This is a genomic window from Streptomyces sp. NBC_01474, from assembly GCF_035918215.1.
Classification (GTDB): Bacteria; Actinomycetota; Actinomycetes; order Streptomycetales; family Streptomycetaceae; genus Streptomyces; species Streptomyces aureus.
Window position 1 is genome coordinate 4,531,306 of record NZ_CP109449.1, and the last position, 16,625, is coordinate 4,547,930.

14 protein-coding genes are annotated in these 16,625 nt (G+C 70.7%); 11 read left to right on the plus strand and 3 right to left on the minus strand.

What is annotated here, in order from left to right; translation table 11 throughout:
- Nucleotides 1–95 precede the first annotated feature (95 nt).
- From OG758_RS20665 to OG758_RS20680, 4 genes are all read left to right on the plus strand, one after another.
- Nucleotides 96–1,523, plus strand: a complete 1,428-nt coding sequence (locus tag OG758_RS20665) for a class II fumarate hydratase (RefSeq protein WP_382060828.1) — start codon at nt 96–98, stop codon at nt 1,521–1,523.
- A 73-nt stretch (nt 1,524–1,596) separates the two neighbouring features.
- Nucleotides 1,597–2,289 (plus strand): cytidylyl-2-hydroxypropylphosphonate hydrolase, encoded by a 693-nt coding sequence (fomD, locus tag OG758_RS20670; RefSeq protein WP_326711371.1) that lies wholly within the window; start codon nt 1,597–1,599, stop codon nt 2,287–2,289.
- A 93-nt stretch (nt 2,290–2,382) separates the two neighbouring features.
- The gene (locus tag OG758_RS20675) at nt 2,383–3,123 is read left to right on the plus strand and encodes a class I SAM-dependent DNA methyltransferase (protein ID WP_326711372.1); all 741 of its coding nucleotides are present in this window, start codon (nt 2,383–2,385) and stop codon (nt 3,121–3,123) included.
- Between the two features lie 49 nt (nt 3,124–3,172).
- Nucleotides 3,173–5,329 carry a SpoIIE family protein phosphatase gene (locus OG758_RS20680; RefSeq protein WP_326711373.1) on the plus strand — a complete coding sequence of 719 codons (2,157 nt, stop codon included), beginning with the start codon at nt 3,173–3,175 and terminating at the stop codon, nt 5,327–5,329.
- A gap of 61 nt (nt 5,330–5,390) precedes the next feature.
- Here OG758_RS20680 and OG758_RS20685 read toward each other — a convergent pair whose 3' ends face one another.
- Entirely contained in the window at nt 5,391–7,667 is a 2,277-nt protein-coding gene (locus OG758_RS20685) for a transglycosylase domain-containing protein (protein WP_326711374.1), read from the minus strand.
- A gap of 268 nt (nt 7,668–7,935) precedes the next feature.
- Here OG758_RS20685 and OG758_RS20690 point away from each other — a divergent pair, with 268 nt between their 5' ends.
- The 5 genes from OG758_RS20690 (at nt 7,936) to OG758_RS20710 (ending at nt 12,869) form a co-directional block, all read left to right on the plus strand.
- The gene (locus OG758_RS20690) at nt 7,936–8,865 is read left to right on the plus strand and encodes an SPFH domain-containing protein (RefSeq protein WP_326711375.1); all 930 of its coding nucleotides are present in this window, start codon (nt 7,936–7,938) and stop codon (nt 8,863–8,865) included.
- Nucleotides 8,862–9,143, plus strand: a complete 282-nt coding sequence (locus OG758_RS20695; protein ID WP_326711376.1) for a hypothetical protein — start codon at nt 8,862–8,864, stop codon at nt 9,141–9,143. The genes OG758_RS20690 and OG758_RS20695 overlap by 4 nt, the downstream gene beginning before the upstream one ends.
- Before the next feature lie 113 nt (nt 9,144–9,256).
- Entirely contained in the window at nt 9,257–9,784 is a 528-nt protein-coding gene (locus OG758_RS20700; protein WP_266560625.1) for a PadR family transcriptional regulator, read from the plus strand.
- On the plus strand, nt 9,781–10,467 hold the full coding sequence (locus OG758_RS20705) for an ABC transporter ATP-binding protein (RefSeq protein WP_326711377.1): 687 nt from the start codon (nt 9,781–9,783) through the stop codon (nt 10,465–10,467). Before OG758_RS20700 ends, OG758_RS20705 begins: the two co-directional genes overlap by 4 nt.
- On the plus strand, nt 10,464–12,869 hold the full coding sequence (locus tag OG758_RS20710) for an FtsX-like permease family protein (RefSeq protein ID WP_326711378.1): 2,406 nt from the start codon (nt 10,464–10,466) through the stop codon (nt 12,867–12,869). Before OG758_RS20705 ends, OG758_RS20710 begins: the two co-directional genes overlap by 4 nt.
- A 38-nt stretch (nt 12,870–12,907) precedes the next feature.
- Here the strand turns inward: OG758_RS20710 and OG758_RS20715 are convergent, their stop codons facing one another.
- Nucleotides 12,908–13,849, minus strand: coding sequence for a LysR substrate-binding domain-containing protein (locus OG758_RS20715; protein ID WP_372564715.1), 942 nt, complete (start codon nt 13,847–13,849; stop codon nt 12,908–12,910).
- Between the two features lie 155 nt (nt 13,850–14,004).
- On the opposite strand from OG758_RS20715, the gene OG758_RS20720 reads away from it, so the two are divergent.
- On the plus strand, nt 14,005–14,559 hold the full coding sequence (locus tag OG758_RS20720; RefSeq protein ID WP_100598182.1) for a peroxiredoxin: 555 nt from the start codon (nt 14,005–14,007) through the stop codon (nt 14,557–14,559).
- 6 nt (nt 14,560–14,565) lie between these two features.
- Nucleotides 14,566–15,096: an alkyl hydroperoxide reductase gene (locus OG758_RS20725; protein WP_227297019.1), complete on the plus strand. Its 531-nt coding sequence runs from the start codon at nt 14,566–14,568 to the stop codon at nt 15,094–15,096.
- A gap of 95 nt (nt 15,097–15,191) precedes the next feature.
- Here OG758_RS20725 and OG758_RS20730 read toward each other — a convergent pair whose 3' ends face one another.
- Complete coding sequence (locus tag OG758_RS20730) at nt 15,192–16,592, minus strand: AI-2E family transporter (protein WP_326711379.1); 1,401 nt, start codon at nt 16,590–16,592, stop codon at nt 15,192–15,194.
- Nucleotides 16,593–16,625: the final 33 nt, after the last annotated feature.

Genomic DNA, 16,625 nt, shown 5'->3' on the forward strand with positions numbered 1-16,625 from the left:
GTTTGGGTGTTACCCGAGGTATTTACTGGCGGGTAAGAGACTTGGGAATAGCCAGAACAAGACAAGTGCTCACGTTTTACGAGGGATACGGAGGGATGACGATGACGACGGCGATGGATGACGACGGCGGCGACGACAGCGGCCGGTACCGGATCGAGCACGACTCCATGGGCGAGGTACGGGTCCCCGCGGACGCCAAGTGGCGGGCCCAGACGCAGCGGGCCGTGGAGAACTTCCCCATCTCCGGCCAGCGCCTGGAGCGCGCCCACATCGAGGCGCTCGCCCGCATCAAGGCGGCCGCGGCCCATGTGAACGCCGAGCTCGGGGTCGTGGACCAGGACATCGCGCAGGCCATCGCGGAGTCGGCCGGCGAGGTCGCCGACGGGCGCTGGGACGACCAGTTCCCCGTGGACGTCTTCCAGACCGGCTCGGGCACGTCGTCCAACATGAACACCAATGAGGTGCTCGCGACCCTCGCGACGGAGCGCCTCGGCCGCGACGTCCACCCGAACGACCACGTGAACGCGTCCCAGTCGTCGAACGACGTCTTCCCCTCGTCGATCCACATCGCGGCCACCGCCGCCGTCACCCATGACCTCATCCCGTCGCTCACCCATCTGCGGGCGGCCCTGGAGCGCAAGGCGGAGGAGTTCGCCGACGTCGTGAAGTCGGGGCGCACGCACCTCATGGACGCGACGCCGGTGACGCTCGGGCAGGAGTTCGGCGGGTACGCGGCGCAGGTCGCGTACGGCATCGAACGTCTTCGGGCCTCGCTGCCGCGCCTGGCCGAACTGCCGCTCGGGGGAACGGCGGTGGGCACCGGGATCAACACGCCGCCCGGCTTCTCGGCCGCCGTCATCGCGGAGGTCGCGCGGACCACGGGCCTGCCGCTGACCGAGGCGCGCAACCACTTCGAGGCGCAGGGCGCGCGTGACGGCATCGTGGAGACCAGCGGGCAGCTGCGGACCATCGCCGTCGGCCTGACGAAGATCGCCAACGATCTGCGCTGGATGGCGTCGGGCCCCCGCACCGGACTGGCCGAGATCAGCCTGCCGGACCTCCAGCCGGGCTCGTCGATCATGCCGGGCAAGGTGAATCCGGTCATTCCCGAGGCGGTGCTCATGGTCGCCGCCCAGGTCACCGGGAACGACGCGACGGTCGCCGCCGCGGGCGCCGCGGGGAACTTCGAGCTCAACGTCATGCTGCCGGTCATCGCCAGGAACGTCCTGGAGTCGATCAGACTTCTCGCCAACGTCGCGCGCCTGCTCGCCGACCGGACCGTCGACGGCATCACCGCGAACCGCGAGCGCGCCCGCGAGTACGCCGAGTCGTCACCGTCCGTGGTGACCCCGCTGAACAAGTACATCGGCTACGAGGAGGCCGCGAAGGTGGCCAAGAAGTCGCTGGCCGAGCGCAGGACGATCCGCGAGGTCGTCCTGGAGGGCGGCTACGTGGAGCGCGGCGATCTCACGGTCGAGCAGCTCGACGAGGCCTTGGATGTCCTGCGGATGACGCGGCCGTAACAGCGTTCGGCGACTGACCGAATTCGTGGCGCGCACCGCAGCGTCACGTGCCGGGGGCACCTAATATCTGTACATGACGGACCGGACGAGCATTCTGGCGGGTGGGACCGACGGCAGCGTTGGGCGCTGGGCGCCCGGCAGCCGGATTCTGTGGCGCTACCGGACGAACGGCGGGGACGGCTTCCACATCTGCCGCCCCGTCACGGTCGTCGAGGACAGCGCCGAGCTGCTCGCCGTGTGGCTGGCACCCGGCACCGAGTGCGTGAAACCGGTCCTGGCCGACGGCACACCGGTGCACGAGGAGCCGCTGGCCACCCGGTACACGAAGCCGCGCACCGTGCTGCGCGACCGGTGGTTCGGCACCGGCGTGCTGAAGCTGGCGCGCCCCGGCGAGCCCTGGTCGGTGTGGCTGTTCTGGGATCCGGGCTGGCAGTTCAGGAACTGGTACGTGAACCTGGAGCAGCCGCAGGTGCGCTGGGCCGGCGGCGTGGACTCCGAAGACCACTTCCTCGACCTGTCGGTCTCCGCGGACCGCACCTGGCGCTGGCTCGACGAGGACGAGTTCGCGCAGGCGCAGATCGCGGGTCTGATGAGCGCGGCGCAGGCGGAGTCCGTACGAAGGGCGGGGCGCGCCGCGGTCGAGGTGATCGAGGACTGGGGGCACCCGTTCCCCGACGGCTGGCAGCACTGGCGGCCCGATCCGTCGTGGCCGGTTCCCGCGCTTCCGGGTGACTGGGACCGTACGCCCGCGCATGTGTCCTCATGAGACCCTTGATGCGCCCCCGTGGTTCAAACGTAGGATCGTCCTCCGCAAGTGCACACAGATACAACTCTTCGCGCTTGCAGCAGGTCTGACACGATGTCAACGAGGTCATCGAGGGGCGGCGGGACCGTGAGTCACGGCAGCGAGGGTTACGAGACGTACGGGAGTGGCCGCCGGACCCCGGCGCCGGACCGTACGGGCCAGGCCGAGGCCTTCGACGCGATCGGAGCCCGCTACGACGACGCCTTTCCGCACAAGGAAGGCCAGTTGGCCGCGGTGGACGCGCTGCTCGCGGGCCTCGCACCCGGCTCGCGCATACTCGAGGTGGGCTGCGGCACGGGAGTTCCGACGAGCCGTCAACTGGCGGACGCGGGACACTCGGTGGTCGGCGTGGACCTGTCGGCCGGCATGCTGGAGCTCGCCCGCAAGAACGTCCCCGAGGCCGAGTTCCATCAGTTGGACCTCGCGTCACTGAGACCCGAACCGGGTCAGGAACAGGGCGAGTTGGGCGAGTTCGACGCCGTCACCTGCTTCTTCACGCTGCTGATGCTGCCGCGCGCAGAGATCCCCGCGGCGCTGCGGCTGCTGCGCTCGATGCTCCGGCCCGGCGGGCTCCTCGCCCTGTCGATGGTCGAGGCCGATCTGGACGACGCCGAGATTCCGTTCCTGGGGCACACAATCCGGGTATCGGGTTTTCTGCGGGACGAGCTGCGCCAGGTCGTACGCGACGCGGGACTGGAGATCACCGGCGAGCACACGTACGCGTACGCTCCGGCAAGCACCGATGTACCACCCGAACACCAGCTGTTCTTCAACTGCCGGCGCGCCGGAAAGTGAAGCGGCACGTCGTTAGGCGCGCAGCCCAGGACGGACGGATTCGAAACGCGTGACGGAGCACCCCACCTCCCACGAGGGCCGCCGGCCGGCCGCCCGCCCCGCCGCCCCCGCGGACCCCCGCGGGGCCCTGAGGCGCGCCTCCGACGCGTTCCCCGCACAGGGGCGCCCCGGAGCGACCGCGTCCGCCGACGACGCCGATCCCGCGCGCCGCGCGCCCGCGTCAGGTGCCTCCGCACCGCGCGGCGCCGCGCCCGAGCACTCCGGCGCGGCACCTGTACCCGAGCCACCGCGCCGTGAGAGCGGTGGCGGTGGGGTGCCCGGGCGGCGCAAGCCCGGTTCCGCTTCCGGGGCCGGTGGGAGCGCGCCCGAGCACGCCCTGTCGGACGCCGGACCGGACGATCCCCACCGGCCGAGGCCCGTGCCCGAGCGGCGGAGCGGACAGCCGCGGCCGCCGGGGACACCCGTCCCGATGCGGCGGGACGGGGACCGGCTGCGCTTCGTGGGCGCCGCGACCCGGCGGATCGCCCGCGGGATAGATCTCGACGAGATCGTCATGGGCCTGTGCCGCGCCTCCGTGCCCACGTTCTCCGACGTGATCCTGGTGTATCTGCGGGACCCGCTGCCGGTCGGCGACGAGCGGCCCACCGGGCCCGTCGTGCTGCGGCTGCGCAGGACGGACCGGCTGCGCCTCATCGAGGAGGGCGCCGAGGACCCGGACACCGACGGCGGCGGGCTCCTGACGATGGCGGCCGGCGCCGCCCAGGGCGACCCCGTCACCGCCGAGCTGTGCGAGGTGCGGACCGGCGGCGCGCTGGCCGAGGTGCTGAGGGGCGTACGGCCCGTGTTCGCGGACTCGCCCGCCGCCCTGGCCGCGCTGCCGGAGCTGCTCGGCGACGACCCGGACCTCGCCCTGCCCACCGGGCAGCGGGCGATCCTCGCGCCGCTGCGCGGCCGCCGCCGGGTGATCGGCGCGGTCGTCTTCCTGCGCCGCCCCGAACGCCACGCGTTCGAGAACGACGACCTGCTGGTCGCGGGGCAGCTCGCCACACACAGCGCGCTCGGCATCGACAAGGCCGTCCTGTACGGCCGCGAGGCGTACATCGCCGACGAGCTCCAGCGCACGATGCTGCCCGAGACGCTGCCGCGGCCGACGGGCGTGCGCCTCGCGTCCCGGTATCTGCCGGCCGCGGAGACCGCGCGCGTGGGCGGCGACTGGTACGACGCGATCCCGCTGCCCGGCAGCCGCGTCGCCCTGGTCGTGGGCGACGTCATGGGCCACTCCATGACGTCCGCCGCGATCATGGGCCAGCTGCGCACGACCGCGCAGACCCTCGCCGGTCTCGACCTGCCGCCGCAGGAGGTCCTGCACCATCTGGACGAGCAGGCCCAGCGCCTCGGCAGCGACCGCATGGCGACCTGCCTGTACGCGGTCTACGACCCGGTCTCGCACCGCATCACCATCGCCAACGCGGGCCACCCGCCGCCGGTACTGCTGCATCTGGGCGGCCGCGCCGAGGTGCTGCGGGTCCCGCCGGGCGCCCCGATCGGTGTCGGCGGCGTCGACTTCGAGGCGGTCGAGCTGGACGCCCCGGCGGGCGCGACGCTCCTCCTCTACACGGACGGTCTGGTCGAGTCGCGGCTGCGGGACGTGTGGACCGGGATAGAGCAGCTGCGGGAGCGGCTCGCAGCGACGGCCCAGCTGACGGGCCCCGACCATCCGCCGCCGCTCGAGGCGCTGTGCGACGAGGTCCTCGACATGCTCGGTCCGGGCGACCGGGACGACGACATCGCGCTGCTCGCGGCCCGGTTCGACGGGATCGCGCCGAGCGACGTCGCGTACTGGCTCCTGGAGCCCGAGGACGCGGCGCCGGGCCGGGCCCGCCGCCTGGCGCGCAGCGCGCTCGCCCGGTGGGGCCTGGAGGAGCTGACGGACTCGGTGGAGCTCCTTGTCAGCGAGGTCGTGACGAACGCCGTGCGGTACGCGTCCCGGCCCGTCACGCTGCGCCTGCTGCGGACCGACGTGCTGCGCTGCGAGGTCGGCGACGACGTGCCGCAGCTGCCGCGGCTGCGCCAGGCCCGCGCCACCGACGAGGGCGGGCGCGGCCTGTACCTGGTCAACAGGCTGGCGCGGCGCTGGGGTGCGACGCGACTGAGCACCGGCAAGGTCGTGTGGTTCGAGCTGGCGCACGGGAACGGCACTGTCTGAACCTGGATATGCGAGTGGGCCCGGAACCGTACGGTTCCGGGCCCACTCGCGTGCGTCACTGTCAGCCGGTCAGGCCGCGTGGCTTGTTGCTGCCCGAGTTGCCCGGCTTCTCCGGAATTCCGAAGGTCGGCGACGACGAGTCGGTCGGGGGCGTGACGCCGCCCGACGGGTCGTCGGTCGGCGGGGTGGACTCGGGGGTCGACTCCGGGGCGCTCGGGGTGTTCTCGGGGGTGGACTCCGGGGCGCTCGGGGTGTTCTCGGGGGTGGACTCCGGGGCACTCGGCGTGTCCTGCGGGGTGGACGGCACCTCGACGGCCGCACCCATGTCGGTGTCGAGGTCGAACTCGCCGTTGGAGGCGGACGAGTTGAAGGTGTACTGCGCCCAGATACGGGCCGGGAAGCTGCCGCCGTCGACGCGGGGCAGACCGCCGGCGCCCTTCATCGATACGTGCGCACCCGCCTCCGATGTCTTCAGCGCGCCCTCGCCGAACAGTCCCACCGAGGTGACCAGATCCGGCGTATAGCCGGTGAACCAGGCCGACTTGTTGTCGTCGGAGGTACCGGTCTTGCCCGCGACCTGCTGGCCGTCGCGGGCCGGGTTGTCACGCACCGAGACCTTCGCCGTACCGTCGTCGACCACACCGGTCAGGACCGAGGTGACCGAGTCCGCAGCACCGCGGCTGATCACCTGGTTGCCGATCGCGTCCGGCAGCGGGACGTCCTGACCCTGCTTGGACACGGACTTCACGATCTGCGGAGTGACCTGCTTGCCGTGGTTGTCGAGCGTCGCGTAGACACCGGCCATCTCCATCGGGCTCGCGCCCATGGTGCCCAGGGTCTGCGCCGGGTACGGCTTGAGGTCGGCGTCGTCCATGCCGAGCTTCTTGGCCGTCGCCATGACCTGGTCCATGCCGACATCGACGCCCATCTGCGCGAAGACGGAGTTGATGGACTTGTTCATGGCGGTCTGCACGGTGACAGGACCGTAGCTGTGATCGTCCTCGTTCGGCGGGGCGAAGCCGACCTTCTGTCCGTCGCTGACGACCGGCCGCTTGTTGGTGCCGTCGTAGATCGTGCTCGCCTTGATCGACTGCCCGGTCTGCGTCGTGGCGTTGTTCTCCAGGGCGGCCGCGAGGATCAGCGGCTTGAAGGTGGAGGCCGGCTGGTAGTCGGTGCGGGTCGCGTTGTTGACGTAGTGCTTGCTGAGCCCTTCACCGCCGTACAGCGCGAGGACCTTGCCGGTCTTCGGGTCGACCGAGGCGGCACCGGCCTGTACCCGGGAGTCGGCCTTCTTGCTCTTCGGGTTCAGGTTGTCGGTCAACTGCTGCCTGACCGACTTCTCCAGCTGCTTCTGCTTCTTGCGGTCGATGTTGAGGGTGACCGTGTAGCCGCCCGCGTCGAACTGCGCCTCGGTGAGGTTCAGGTCCTTCATCACCTCGGCCTTGGCCGCGGTGTAGAGGTAGCCCTCCTGGCCCTCGAGTCCGGCGGCGGCCTTCGGCGCCTTCGGCTTGGGGAACGTCATGCCCTCGCGGTCGCTCGCGCTGAGCCAGTGCATGTCGACCATGTTGTCCAGGACGTAGTTCCAGCGGGCCACGGCGAGCTTCTTGCCGGTGTCCGAGGCGATGCCCCAGTCGTACTGGTTCGGGGCCTGGAGGAGCGCAGCCAGATACGCGCCCTGCTCCACGTTCAGATCCTTGGCGTCGACGCCGTAGTAGGCCTGGGCGGCGGCCTGGATGCCCCACGAACTGCGGCCGTAGAAGCTGGTGTTGATGTACCCCGCGAGGATGTCTTCCTTGGACTTCTTGCGGTCCACCTTCAGCGAGATGACCAGTTCCTTCAGCTTGCGCGTGACGGTCTGGTCCTGCGTGAGGTAGTAGTTCTTCACGTACTGCTGGGTGATCGTCGAACCACCCTGCTTGCCCTTGCCGGTGACCGTGTTGATCACGCCGCGGGCGGTGCCCTTCAGGTCGATGCCCTTGTCCTTGTAGAACGTCTTGTTCTCAGCGGCGACGAAGGTGTGCTGCACACCCGTGGGCACCTCGGAGAGATCGACGATCTCGCGGTTGACCTGGCCGACACGGGCCATGGTCCTGCCGTCGCTGTACTTGTAGACGTTGCTCTGCCGCATCGCGTCCGGGTTGCCCTCGGGGACGTCGATCACCATGTACAGCACGATGAACGCGCCCATGCAGAGGAGGCACAGACCGAAAAGTGTGCCGAGGATCTTCTTCCAGGTGAAGAAGCGGCGTATACCCGTCCGCCGGGTGGACGAGCCCCCGCGCGCCGCCCGGCGCGCGCCGCCGCGCTGCCGTGCTCGTCTCTCGTCCGCTCGACCCATGGCTCCCGGTACTCCGCTTCTAGTCGCTGACACGTCCGCGCGCACAGTGCGCACTTCACACTCATCGGTGCTGAATCAGCTCATGAAGCTAACACCGCACCTAAGGGCAAAAGGATGCCGATCCGGGCATTTCCGGACGTGACAATCAGCACCTGCCCCATGGGAACCGACGATCGGGAGGTCCAGATGGTTGCCGCACACGATAAAGTGATATCACTTTGCTAGACCTGGTTCGCGAGAACCGCCAGTTCACAGGACGGGGACCCTCATGTCCGAGACGGACACCACAGCCGACGTACCCGAGATGCCCAAGCCGCGCGTCAAGGAGGTCGTCGCTCACAGCATCGGCGGCGGGCTCGCCCTGCTGCTCGGCCTCATCGGCCTCATCGCGGGCGTCGCGCTGATCGCGACCGGCGCTTCACTGTCGTCGGCGGGCGGGAAGGCGGGGCTGATCGTCCTCGGCGTCGTGGTCGCGATAGCCGCGTTCTTCGCGATGTGCGGGCTGAACATGGTGGCGCCGGGCGAGGCCCGCGTCGTCCAGCTCTTCGGCCGCTACCGGGGCACGATCCGCGAGGACGGCCTGCGCTGGGTGAACCCGCTGACGTCCCGCACCAAGATCTCGACCCGCGTACGCAACCACGAGACGGCCGTCCTCAAGGTCAACGACGCCTACGGCAACCCGATCGAGCTGGCCGCCGTCGTCGTGTGGCGCGTCGAGGACACGGCGCAGGCCACCTTCGAGGTCGACAACTTCCTGGAGTTCGTCGCCACGCAGACCGAGGCCGCCGTGCGGCACATCGCCATCGAGTACCCCTACGACGCACACGACGAGGCCGGCCTCTCGCTGCGCGGCAACGCCGAGGAGATCACCGAGAAGCTCGCCGTGGAGCTCCACGCACGCGTGGAGACCGCGGGCGTGCAGATCATCGAGTCCCGATTCACGCACCTCGCGTACGCCCCCGAGATCGCCTCGGCGATGCTCCAGCGTCAGCAGGCGGGCGCCGTGGTCGCGGCGCGGCGGCTCATCGTGGACGGCGCGGTCGGCATGGTCGAGGACGCGCTCGCCCGGATCACGGAGCAGGACTTCGTGGCGCTCGACGAGGAGCGCAAGGCGGCCATGGTCAGCAATCTGCTCGTGGTCCTGTGCGGCGACCGCGCCGCCCAGCCGGTCCTGAACACGGGAACGCTCTACCAATGAGCCCTCCTGACGGTGCGCACGAGGCGCACGAGGGGCCCCCTCAGGGCCCCGCACGCCGGTCGCGGCCACAGCGCAAGCAAGTACTGCTGCGGCTCGACCCGCTCGTGTACGACGCGCTCGCACGGTGGGCCGGGGACGACCTGCGCTCGGCGAACGCGCAGATCGAGTTCCTGCTGCGGCGCGCTCTCGCGGAGGCCGGGCGGCTGCCCGGTTCGGCGGGGCCGCTGCCGCGGCGGGGGCGGCCGCCCAAGGGGTCCACGGGGGGCGAGGCGGAGTGAACGGTCCGGGGCACGCGCCCCGGACCGTTCACGTTTTCCCCCGAAGCCCTCCCGGAACCCCGCCCCCAAGCGGCTATACACACTACGTATACCCGCTATGTATAGTGGCCGCCATGTCCATCGGTCACACCCTTCTGGGACTTCTCGAGTCGGGCCCACGACACGGCTACGACCTCAAGCGCACCTTCGACGCCACCTTCGGGCACGACAAGCCGCTGCACTACGGACAGGTCTACTCGACCATGTCCCGGCTCCTGAAGAACGGCCTGGTCGAGGTCGACGGGATCGAGGCCGGCGGCGGCCCGGAACGCAAGCGCTACGCCATCACCGACGCCGGCATCACCGATGTCCAGCGCTGGCTCGCCACCCCCGAGGCGCCCGAGCCCTACCTCCAGTCCGTCCTCTACACCAAGGTCGTCCTCGCGCTGCTCACCGAGCGCGACGCCGCCACGGTCCTGGACACCCAGCGCGCCGAGCACCTGCGCATGATGCGCATCCTCACCGACCGCAAGCGCAAGGGCGACCTCGCCGACCAGCTCATCTGCGACCACGCCCTGTTCCACCTCGAAGCGGACCTGCGCTGGCTCGAACTCACCGCCGCCCGCCTGGACAAGCTCGCCGCGGAGGTGCGCAAGCCATGACCCCCGCCGGCTCCCTCCTGACCGCCCACGGTCTCCACAAGACCTACGGCGCCACCAAGGCCCTCAACGGCGCCGAGTTCTCCGTCCACCCCGGCGAGGTCGTCGCCGTCATGGGCCCCTCCGGCTCCGGCAAGTCGACCCTCCTGCACTGCCTCGCCGGCATCGTCACTCCCGACGAAGGCGACATCACCTACGCGGGACAGAACCTCGCCGCCCTGTCCGACGCCGCCCGCAGCGCCCTGCGCCGCAGCGACTTCGGCTTCGTCTTCCAGTTCGGCCAGCTCGTCCCCGAACTCACCTGCCTCGAGAACGTCGCCCTGCCCCTGCGCCTCAACGGCGCCAGGCGCAAGGCCGCCGAGGCCACCGCCCGCGCCTGGATGGAGCGCCTCGAGGTCGACGACCTCACCGGCCAGCGCCCCGGCGAGGTCTCCGGCGGGCAGGGCCAGCGCGTCGCCGTCGCCCGCGCCCTGGCCACCAGCCCCCGCGTCCTGTTCGCCGACGAACCCACCGGCGCCCTCGACTCCCTCAACGGCGAGCGCGTCATGGAGCTGCTCACCGAAGCCGCCCGCTCCACCCACGCCGCCGTCGTCCTCGTCACCCACGAAGCCCGCGTCGCCGCCTACTCGGACCGCGAGATCATCGTCCGCGACGGCAGGTCCCGCGACATGGAGCGCATCGCATGAGCGTGACTCGTACGAAGCCGCAGCCCGCGCCCGCGGTCACTGCGGAGGCCTCCGCGCCCACCGGCGTGCGCGCCTGGATCCGCGATCTGGGCATGGGGATGCGTTTCGCGGCCGGCGGCGGACGCGAGGGCTGGGTCCGCACGATCCTCACCGCCGTGGGTGTGGGACTGGGCGTCGCGCTGCTGCTCGGCGCCACATCCGTGCCGTACCTGACCGACCACCGCAGCGACCGCTCCTCGGCGCGCGAGGCCGCGGACCGGATGACCCTCGCGGGCAAGATCAAGCGGTCCGACAAGACCGTGCTGATGCGCAACACGTTCACGACGTTCCGCGACCGCTCGCTGGAGGGCAGGTTCGTACGCGCCGAGGGCGGCCGGCCCGTCCTGCCGCCCGGCCTCGGCAAGCTGCCCGGCGACCACGAGATGGTGGTCTCGCCCGCGCTGCGCGACCTCCTCGACGACCCCGGCGCGAGGCTCCTCAAGGAGCGCTTCCGCGACTACCGCGTCACCGGAACGATCGCCGACGCAGGCCTGGTCTCCCCGCGGGAGCTCTTCTACTACGCGGGATCCGACACCCTCACGACCAGCGACGGCGGCTACCGGGCGGCGAAGTTCGGCTCCGACCTGTCGGAGCCGCTGAACGCGCTCCTGATGGTGCTCGTCGTACTGATCTGCGTCGTGCTGCTCACGCCCGTGGCCGTGTTCATCGGTACGGCGGTGCGGTTCGGCGGCGACCGCCGCGACCGGCGCCTGGCCGCGCTGCGCCTGGTCGGCGCGGACACCAGGGCGGTGCGGCGGATCGCGGCGGGCGAGTCCCTGTTCGGGGCGCTGCTCGGCCTGGCCGTCGGCACCGTATTCTTCCTCGCCGTACGGCAGCTGGTCGCCGTGGTCGACGTCGACAAGGTCAGCGCGTTCCCGTCCGACGTGCGACCGGTGCCGGTGCTCGCCGCGCTGATCGTCGTGGCCGTGCCGCTCTCGGCGGTCCTCGTCACCGTCCTCTCGCTGCGCTCGGTGGCCATCGAGCCGCTCGGTGTCGTGCGCGGTGGCGTGCCGCGCAGGCGGCGCCTGTGGTGGCGGCTGCTCCTGCCCGTCACGGGCATCGGGATCCTCCTGGCCATCGGCCGGGTCAGCAGTACCGACCAGGACATCAACGCGTACGCCATCGCCACCGGCGCGACCCTGGCCCTGGTCGGCCTGAGCACGCTGCTTCCCTGGCTGCTCGAATCGGTCGTGGCCCGGCTGCGCGGTGGCCCGGTACCGTGGCAACTGGCCACGCGGCGGCTCCAGTTGAGCAGCGGCACCGCGGCCCGCGCGGTCAGCGGCATCACCATCGCGGTGGCCGGCGCGATCGCCCTGCAGATGATGTTCGCGTCGATGCACGACGACTTCAACCGCGTGACGGGCCAGGACCCCCACCGCGCCCAGCTGACCGTGAGCTCCCTGGCCGGCGACGGCAGGCTCGCGCAGCGGATGATCGACGACTTCCGTGCCACGAAGGGCGTCCAGAGCGTCATCGGCACCGTGTCGACGTACGCCACGCGCCCCGGCCCGGTCCCGGAGGGCGAGATCCAGCCCACGACGACGATCAGCGTCGGCACCTGCGCGACCCTGCGCGAGCTGGCCCGCGTCGGCAGCTGCCGCGACGGCGACACGTTCGTCTCGCACACCGAGGACCGGAAGATGAACGACTGGGTCGACGAGTCGGCGCGCCCGGGCAAACCCGTCGACGTAGGGCCCGGCGACGGCAGGAAGTCGAGCCAGATCCTGTGGACGCTGCCCGCGGACGCCCGCACGGTCCGGGCGCGGCCCAGCCCGACGGACGACAAGGTCGACGGCATCCTCGCCACCCCCGGCGCGATCGACATCGCGAAGCTGACCGAGGCCACGACCACCGCCATGGTGCAGATCGACCCGACGGTGCCGGACTCCGAGGAGTACGTGCGCAACACCGCGGCCCATATCGATCCGATGCTCGACGTGATGTCGATCAAGGCGGTCGACCGCGACAAGCAGTACGCGAGCATCGCGCGGGGGCTGCAGATCGGCGCGGCCGCGACGATGGCCCTGATCGCGGCGTCCATGCTGGTCTCCACGCTGGAGCAACTGCGCGAGCGCAAGCGGCTGTTGGCGGCCCTGACCGCGTTCGGCACACGGCGCCGCTCGATGGCCTGGTCGGTCCTGTGGCAGACGGCGATCCCGGTCGCCCTCGGCCTCGGCCTGGCGATCGGGGGCGGGCTCGGCCTGGGCTACGTCATGACCCGCATGATCGACAAGCGGGTCACCGACTGGTGGGTGTTCGCACCCCTGGCGGCGGGCGGCGCCGCGCTCATCGCGGTGGTGACGCTCCTCAGCCTGCCGCCGCTGTGGCGCATGATGCGGCCGGACGGCCTGCGCACCGAATAACACGCCCCGCCGGTACGGGAGTTATCGCGCACCCGAGGTCATAGCACCCGTACCGGCAGCGGCCGCACCGCCACGCGCAGGGCCGCGGCCAGCTCCTCGTACTCCGCGCTGCGCGCGGCGCCCGTCCGCATGGCGAGGGCGATGCGGCGGGTCGGCGCCGGGTCCTCGAAGAACCCGGTGAGCAACTGGCTGCTGCGGCTGGTCTCCACGGCGAGCGCGGTGCGCGGCAGCAGCGTCACACCGAGCCCGCCCGCGACGAGCTGGACCAGCGTGGACAGGCCGGCGGCCGTCGTGGTCACCGGGGCGTCCGCGCGGCCGGCCTCGCGGCAGATGTCGAGCGCCTGGTCGCGCAGGCAGTGCCCTTCGTCGAGCAGCAGGAGCCGCAGCTCGCGCAGCGCCTCGCGCGGGATGCCCTCCCGGCCCCCGAGCCAGTGGTCGAGTGGCGTGACGAGCACGAAGTCCTCGTCGAACAGGGGGAGTTCGGTGACACCGGGCATGCCGAGCGGCACGGCGAGCAGCAGCAGATCGAGCCGCCCGGCCGCGAGCCCTTCCAGCAGGGACGACGTCTGCTCCTCGTGGACCTGGAGGTCCAGGTCCGGGTACTTCTCGTGGACGAGGCGCAGGACCGCCGGCAGGAGGTAGGGCGCCACGGTGGGGATGACGCCGAGCCGGAGCGCTCCCGTGAACGGCGCCCGTACCGCCTCGGCCTCCTCCATCAGCGCGCCCACCTCGTCAAGCACGGCCTTCGCGCGCACCGCGAGCCGCTCACCCGCGGGCGAGAGCAGCACCTTGCGGGTCGTGCGTTCGAGCAGGGTCACACCGAGGGACTCCTCCAGGGCGGACACGGCGCCGGAGAGCGCGGGCTGGCTCATGCCGATCGCGGCGGCCGCGTCCCGGAAGTGCAGATGCTCCGCGACGGCGGCGAAGGCGCGCAGCTGCGCGAGGCTCGGCTGTCGCCGCTTGATGCCGGCCACGGTCACTCCCCTTTACCTACGGCTACTGATAGCCGGTTCCGATCAACACAACCGAGTCTAGCTATTTCCATAATCAATGCACCCTGTGCCACGATCGTGGCCAGTCCAACCCCCTTGGAAAGCCCTCAAAAAGGGCCCCTCCATGCTGCAAGGAGTAGTGCGTGCTCACTGTCGGTGACAAGTTCCCCCAGTTCGATCTGACCGCCTGTGTCTCCCTGGAGAAGGGCAAGGAGTTCGAGCAGATCGACCACAAGACCTACGAGGGCAAGTGGAAGATCGTCTTCGCGTGGCCCAAGGACTTCACCTTCGTGTGCCCGACCGAGATCGCCGCGTTCGGCAAGCTGAACGACGAGTTCGCCGACCGTGACGCCCAGATCCTCGGCTTCTCCGGCGACTCCGAGTTCGTGCACCACGCCTGGCGCAAGGACCACCCGGACCTGACCGACCTGCCCTTCCCGATGCTCGCCGACTCGAAGCACGAGCTCATGCGCGACCTCGGCATCGAGGGCGAGGACGGCTTCGCGCAGCGCGCCGTCTTCATCGTCGACCAGAACAACGAGATCCAGTTCACGATGGTGACCGCCGGTTCCGTGGGCCGTAACCCCAAGGAGGTCCTGCGGGTCCTCGACGCCCTGCAGACCGACGAGCTGTGCCCGTGCAACTGGACCAAGGGCGAGAACACCCTCGACCCGGTCGCGCTCCTGTCGGGCGAGTGATCTGACATGGCTCTCGACGAACTCAAGTCCGCCGTCCCGGACTACGCCAAGGACCTGCGCCTGAACCTCGGCTCGGTCATCGGCAACTCCGACCTGCCGCAGCAGCAGCTGTGGGGCACCGTGCTCGCCTGCGCGATCGCGTCCCGCTCCCCGCGCGTGCTGCGCGAGCTGGAGCCGGAGGCGAAGGCGAACCTGTCGCCGGAGGCGTACACGGCCGCCAAGTCGGCCGCCGCCGTCATGGCGATGAACAACGTCTTCTACCGCACGCGCCACCTGCTCTCCGACCCGGAGTACGGGACGCTGCGCGCCGGCCTGCGGATGAACGTCATCGGCAACCCGGGCGTCGAGAAGGTCGACTTCGAGCTGTGGTCCCTCGCGGTCTCCGCGATCAACGGCTGCGGCCAGTGCCTCGACTCGCACGAGCAGGTGCTGCGCAAGGCGGGCGTCGACCGCGAGACGATCCAGGAAGCGTTCAAGATCGCCGCGGTCGTCCAGGCCGTGGGCGTCACCCTGGACTCCGAGGACGTCCTGTCCTGACGGACGGATCACTCCGGTGACCGCATACGAGAACGCCGGGCGGGCTGAATTTCCTTCAGCCCGCCCGGCGTTCTCGTGTGTCCGGACGAGACGCCCTAGGTCTTCCCGGCCGTCGGATCGACCGGCGCCACGTCGATGACCGTCGCCCCGTGCGGCAAAGGCGCCTGCCGCAGCGCCGCCTCACGCGAGTGCGCGCGCAGATAGCCGACGACCGTGTTCGTCACGGCCACGAGCGGCACCGCCACCACCGCACCGCCGATCCCGTTCACCAGGCCTCCGGCCGCGACGGAGAGCACCACCGCGAGCGGATGCACCCGCACGGCGCGACCCAGGATGAACGGCTGGAGGATGTGGCCCTCGATCTGCTGCACGGCCAGTACCACCGCGAGCGTCATGACGGCCGTGAAAACGCCCTGGGTCACCAGGGCCACCACCACCGCGAGCGCCCCCGAAATCACCGCGCCCACCAGCGGGATGAACGCGAACAGGAAGATGAAGACGGCGAGCGGCACCGCCATCGGGACGCCGAGGAAGAAGATGCCGAGCCCGATGAAGATCGCGTCGATCAGGGCGACTATCACCGTGCCGCGCACATACGCGGTGAGCGTGCGCCACGCACGGGGGCCCGCACCCGAGATGCCCGGACGGGCCTGCGCCGGGACGAGCCTGGTGGTCCACTCCCAGATGCGCCGGCCGTCGTAGAGCAGGAACAGCGTCGAGAACATCGTGAGCAGGATGCCGGTGAGGGCCTCGACGATGACGGTCACGCCTTCGAGGCCGGCGGAGGTGATCTGGTCGGTATTGGCGCCGACCGCGTCGCGCAGGGACTTGGCGATGTCGTTGATCTGGCTCTCGGTCACATGGAACGGGCTGTTGAGGAGCCATCTGCGCAGCTCGTCGATGCCGTCCTGGATCTGGTTCGAGAGGTTGTCGATGTTCTCCTGGACCTGCCAGACGACGAACCAGCCGACGAGTCCCATGATGACGAAGCCGAGGATCGCGGTGAGTGCGGTGGCCAGGCCCCGCGGCACGCCGTGCCTCCTCAGGCGGGCCACGGTCGGCTGGAGGAGCGCGGTGATGAGCATCGCGGCGACGAACGCGTACACGACCAGCTGCACGGCGCTGATGACCTTCATCAGGACCCAGAGGGTGCCCGCGAGGACGAGCAGCCGCCAGCCGGCCTCGGCCGCGACCCGCATCCCCCACGGCACGGCCGCGACCGGGTCGGGCCTGGCCGCTATCGCGGGCGCGTACGCGGGCGGCGGAGGTACGTGGTCGCCGCCGCCGTTCTCCGGCCGGGTGACGGGCACTTGGGACGCTTCGGCGGTCATGTGCGCGGGCGCCCGAGCGGCATCATGGGCGTGCGGGGCGGTGTCCGGAGCGGTGTCGTCCCCGCCGTCGTCACGCTCGGCCTCGGCGCGGCGCTCGTCCAACCGCTCCCCCATCCGGCTCAGCTCATCGCCGAGCCGGCCGAGCCATCCTGGAACTCGCGACATGATCCGCCCTCTTCCCCCGTGCTCTCTCACCAC

Bases quoted from the DNA above. Each gene is read 5' to 3' on its own strand.
- OG758_RS20665 (WP_382060828.1), top strand. From the start codon at position 96: ATGACGATGACGACGGCGATGGATGACGACGGCGGCGACGACAGCGGC.
- fomD (WP_326711371.1), top strand. From the start codon at position 1,597: ATGACGGACCGGACGAGCATTCTGGCGGGTGGGACCGACGGCAGCGTT.
- OG758_RS20675 (WP_326711372.1), top strand. From the start codon at position 2,383: ATGTCAACGAGGTCATCGAGGGGCGGCGGGACCGTGAGTCACGGCAGC.
- OG758_RS20685 (WP_326711374.1), bottom strand. From the start codon at position 7,667: ATGGGTCGAGCGGACGAGAGACGAGCACGGCAGCGCGGCGGCGCGCGC.
- OG758_RS20690 (WP_326711375.1), top strand. From the start codon at position 7,936: ATGTCCGAGACGGACACCACAGCCGACGTACCCGAGATGCCCAAGCCG.
- OG758_RS20695 (WP_326711376.1), top strand. From the start codon at position 8,862: ATGAGCCCTCCTGACGGTGCGCACGAGGCGCACGAGGGGCCCCCTCAG.
- OG758_RS20700 (WP_266560625.1), top strand. From the start codon at position 9,257: ATGTCCATCGGTCACACCCTTCTGGGACTTCTCGAGTCGGGCCCACGA.
- OG758_RS20705 (WP_326711377.1), top strand. From the start codon at position 9,781: ATGACCCCCGCCGGCTCCCTCCTGACCGCCCACGGTCTCCACAAGACC.
- OG758_RS20710 (WP_326711378.1), top strand. From the start codon at position 10,464: ATGAGCGTGACTCGTACGAAGCCGCAGCCCGCGCCCGCGGTCACTGCG.
- OG758_RS20725 (WP_227297019.1), top strand. From the start codon at position 14,566: ATGGCTCTCGACGAACTCAAGTCCGCCGTCCCGGACTACGCCAAGGAC.
- OG758_RS20730 (WP_326711379.1), bottom strand. From the start codon at position 16,592: ATGTCGCGAGTTCCAGGATGGCTCGGCCGGCTCGGCGATGAGCTGAGC.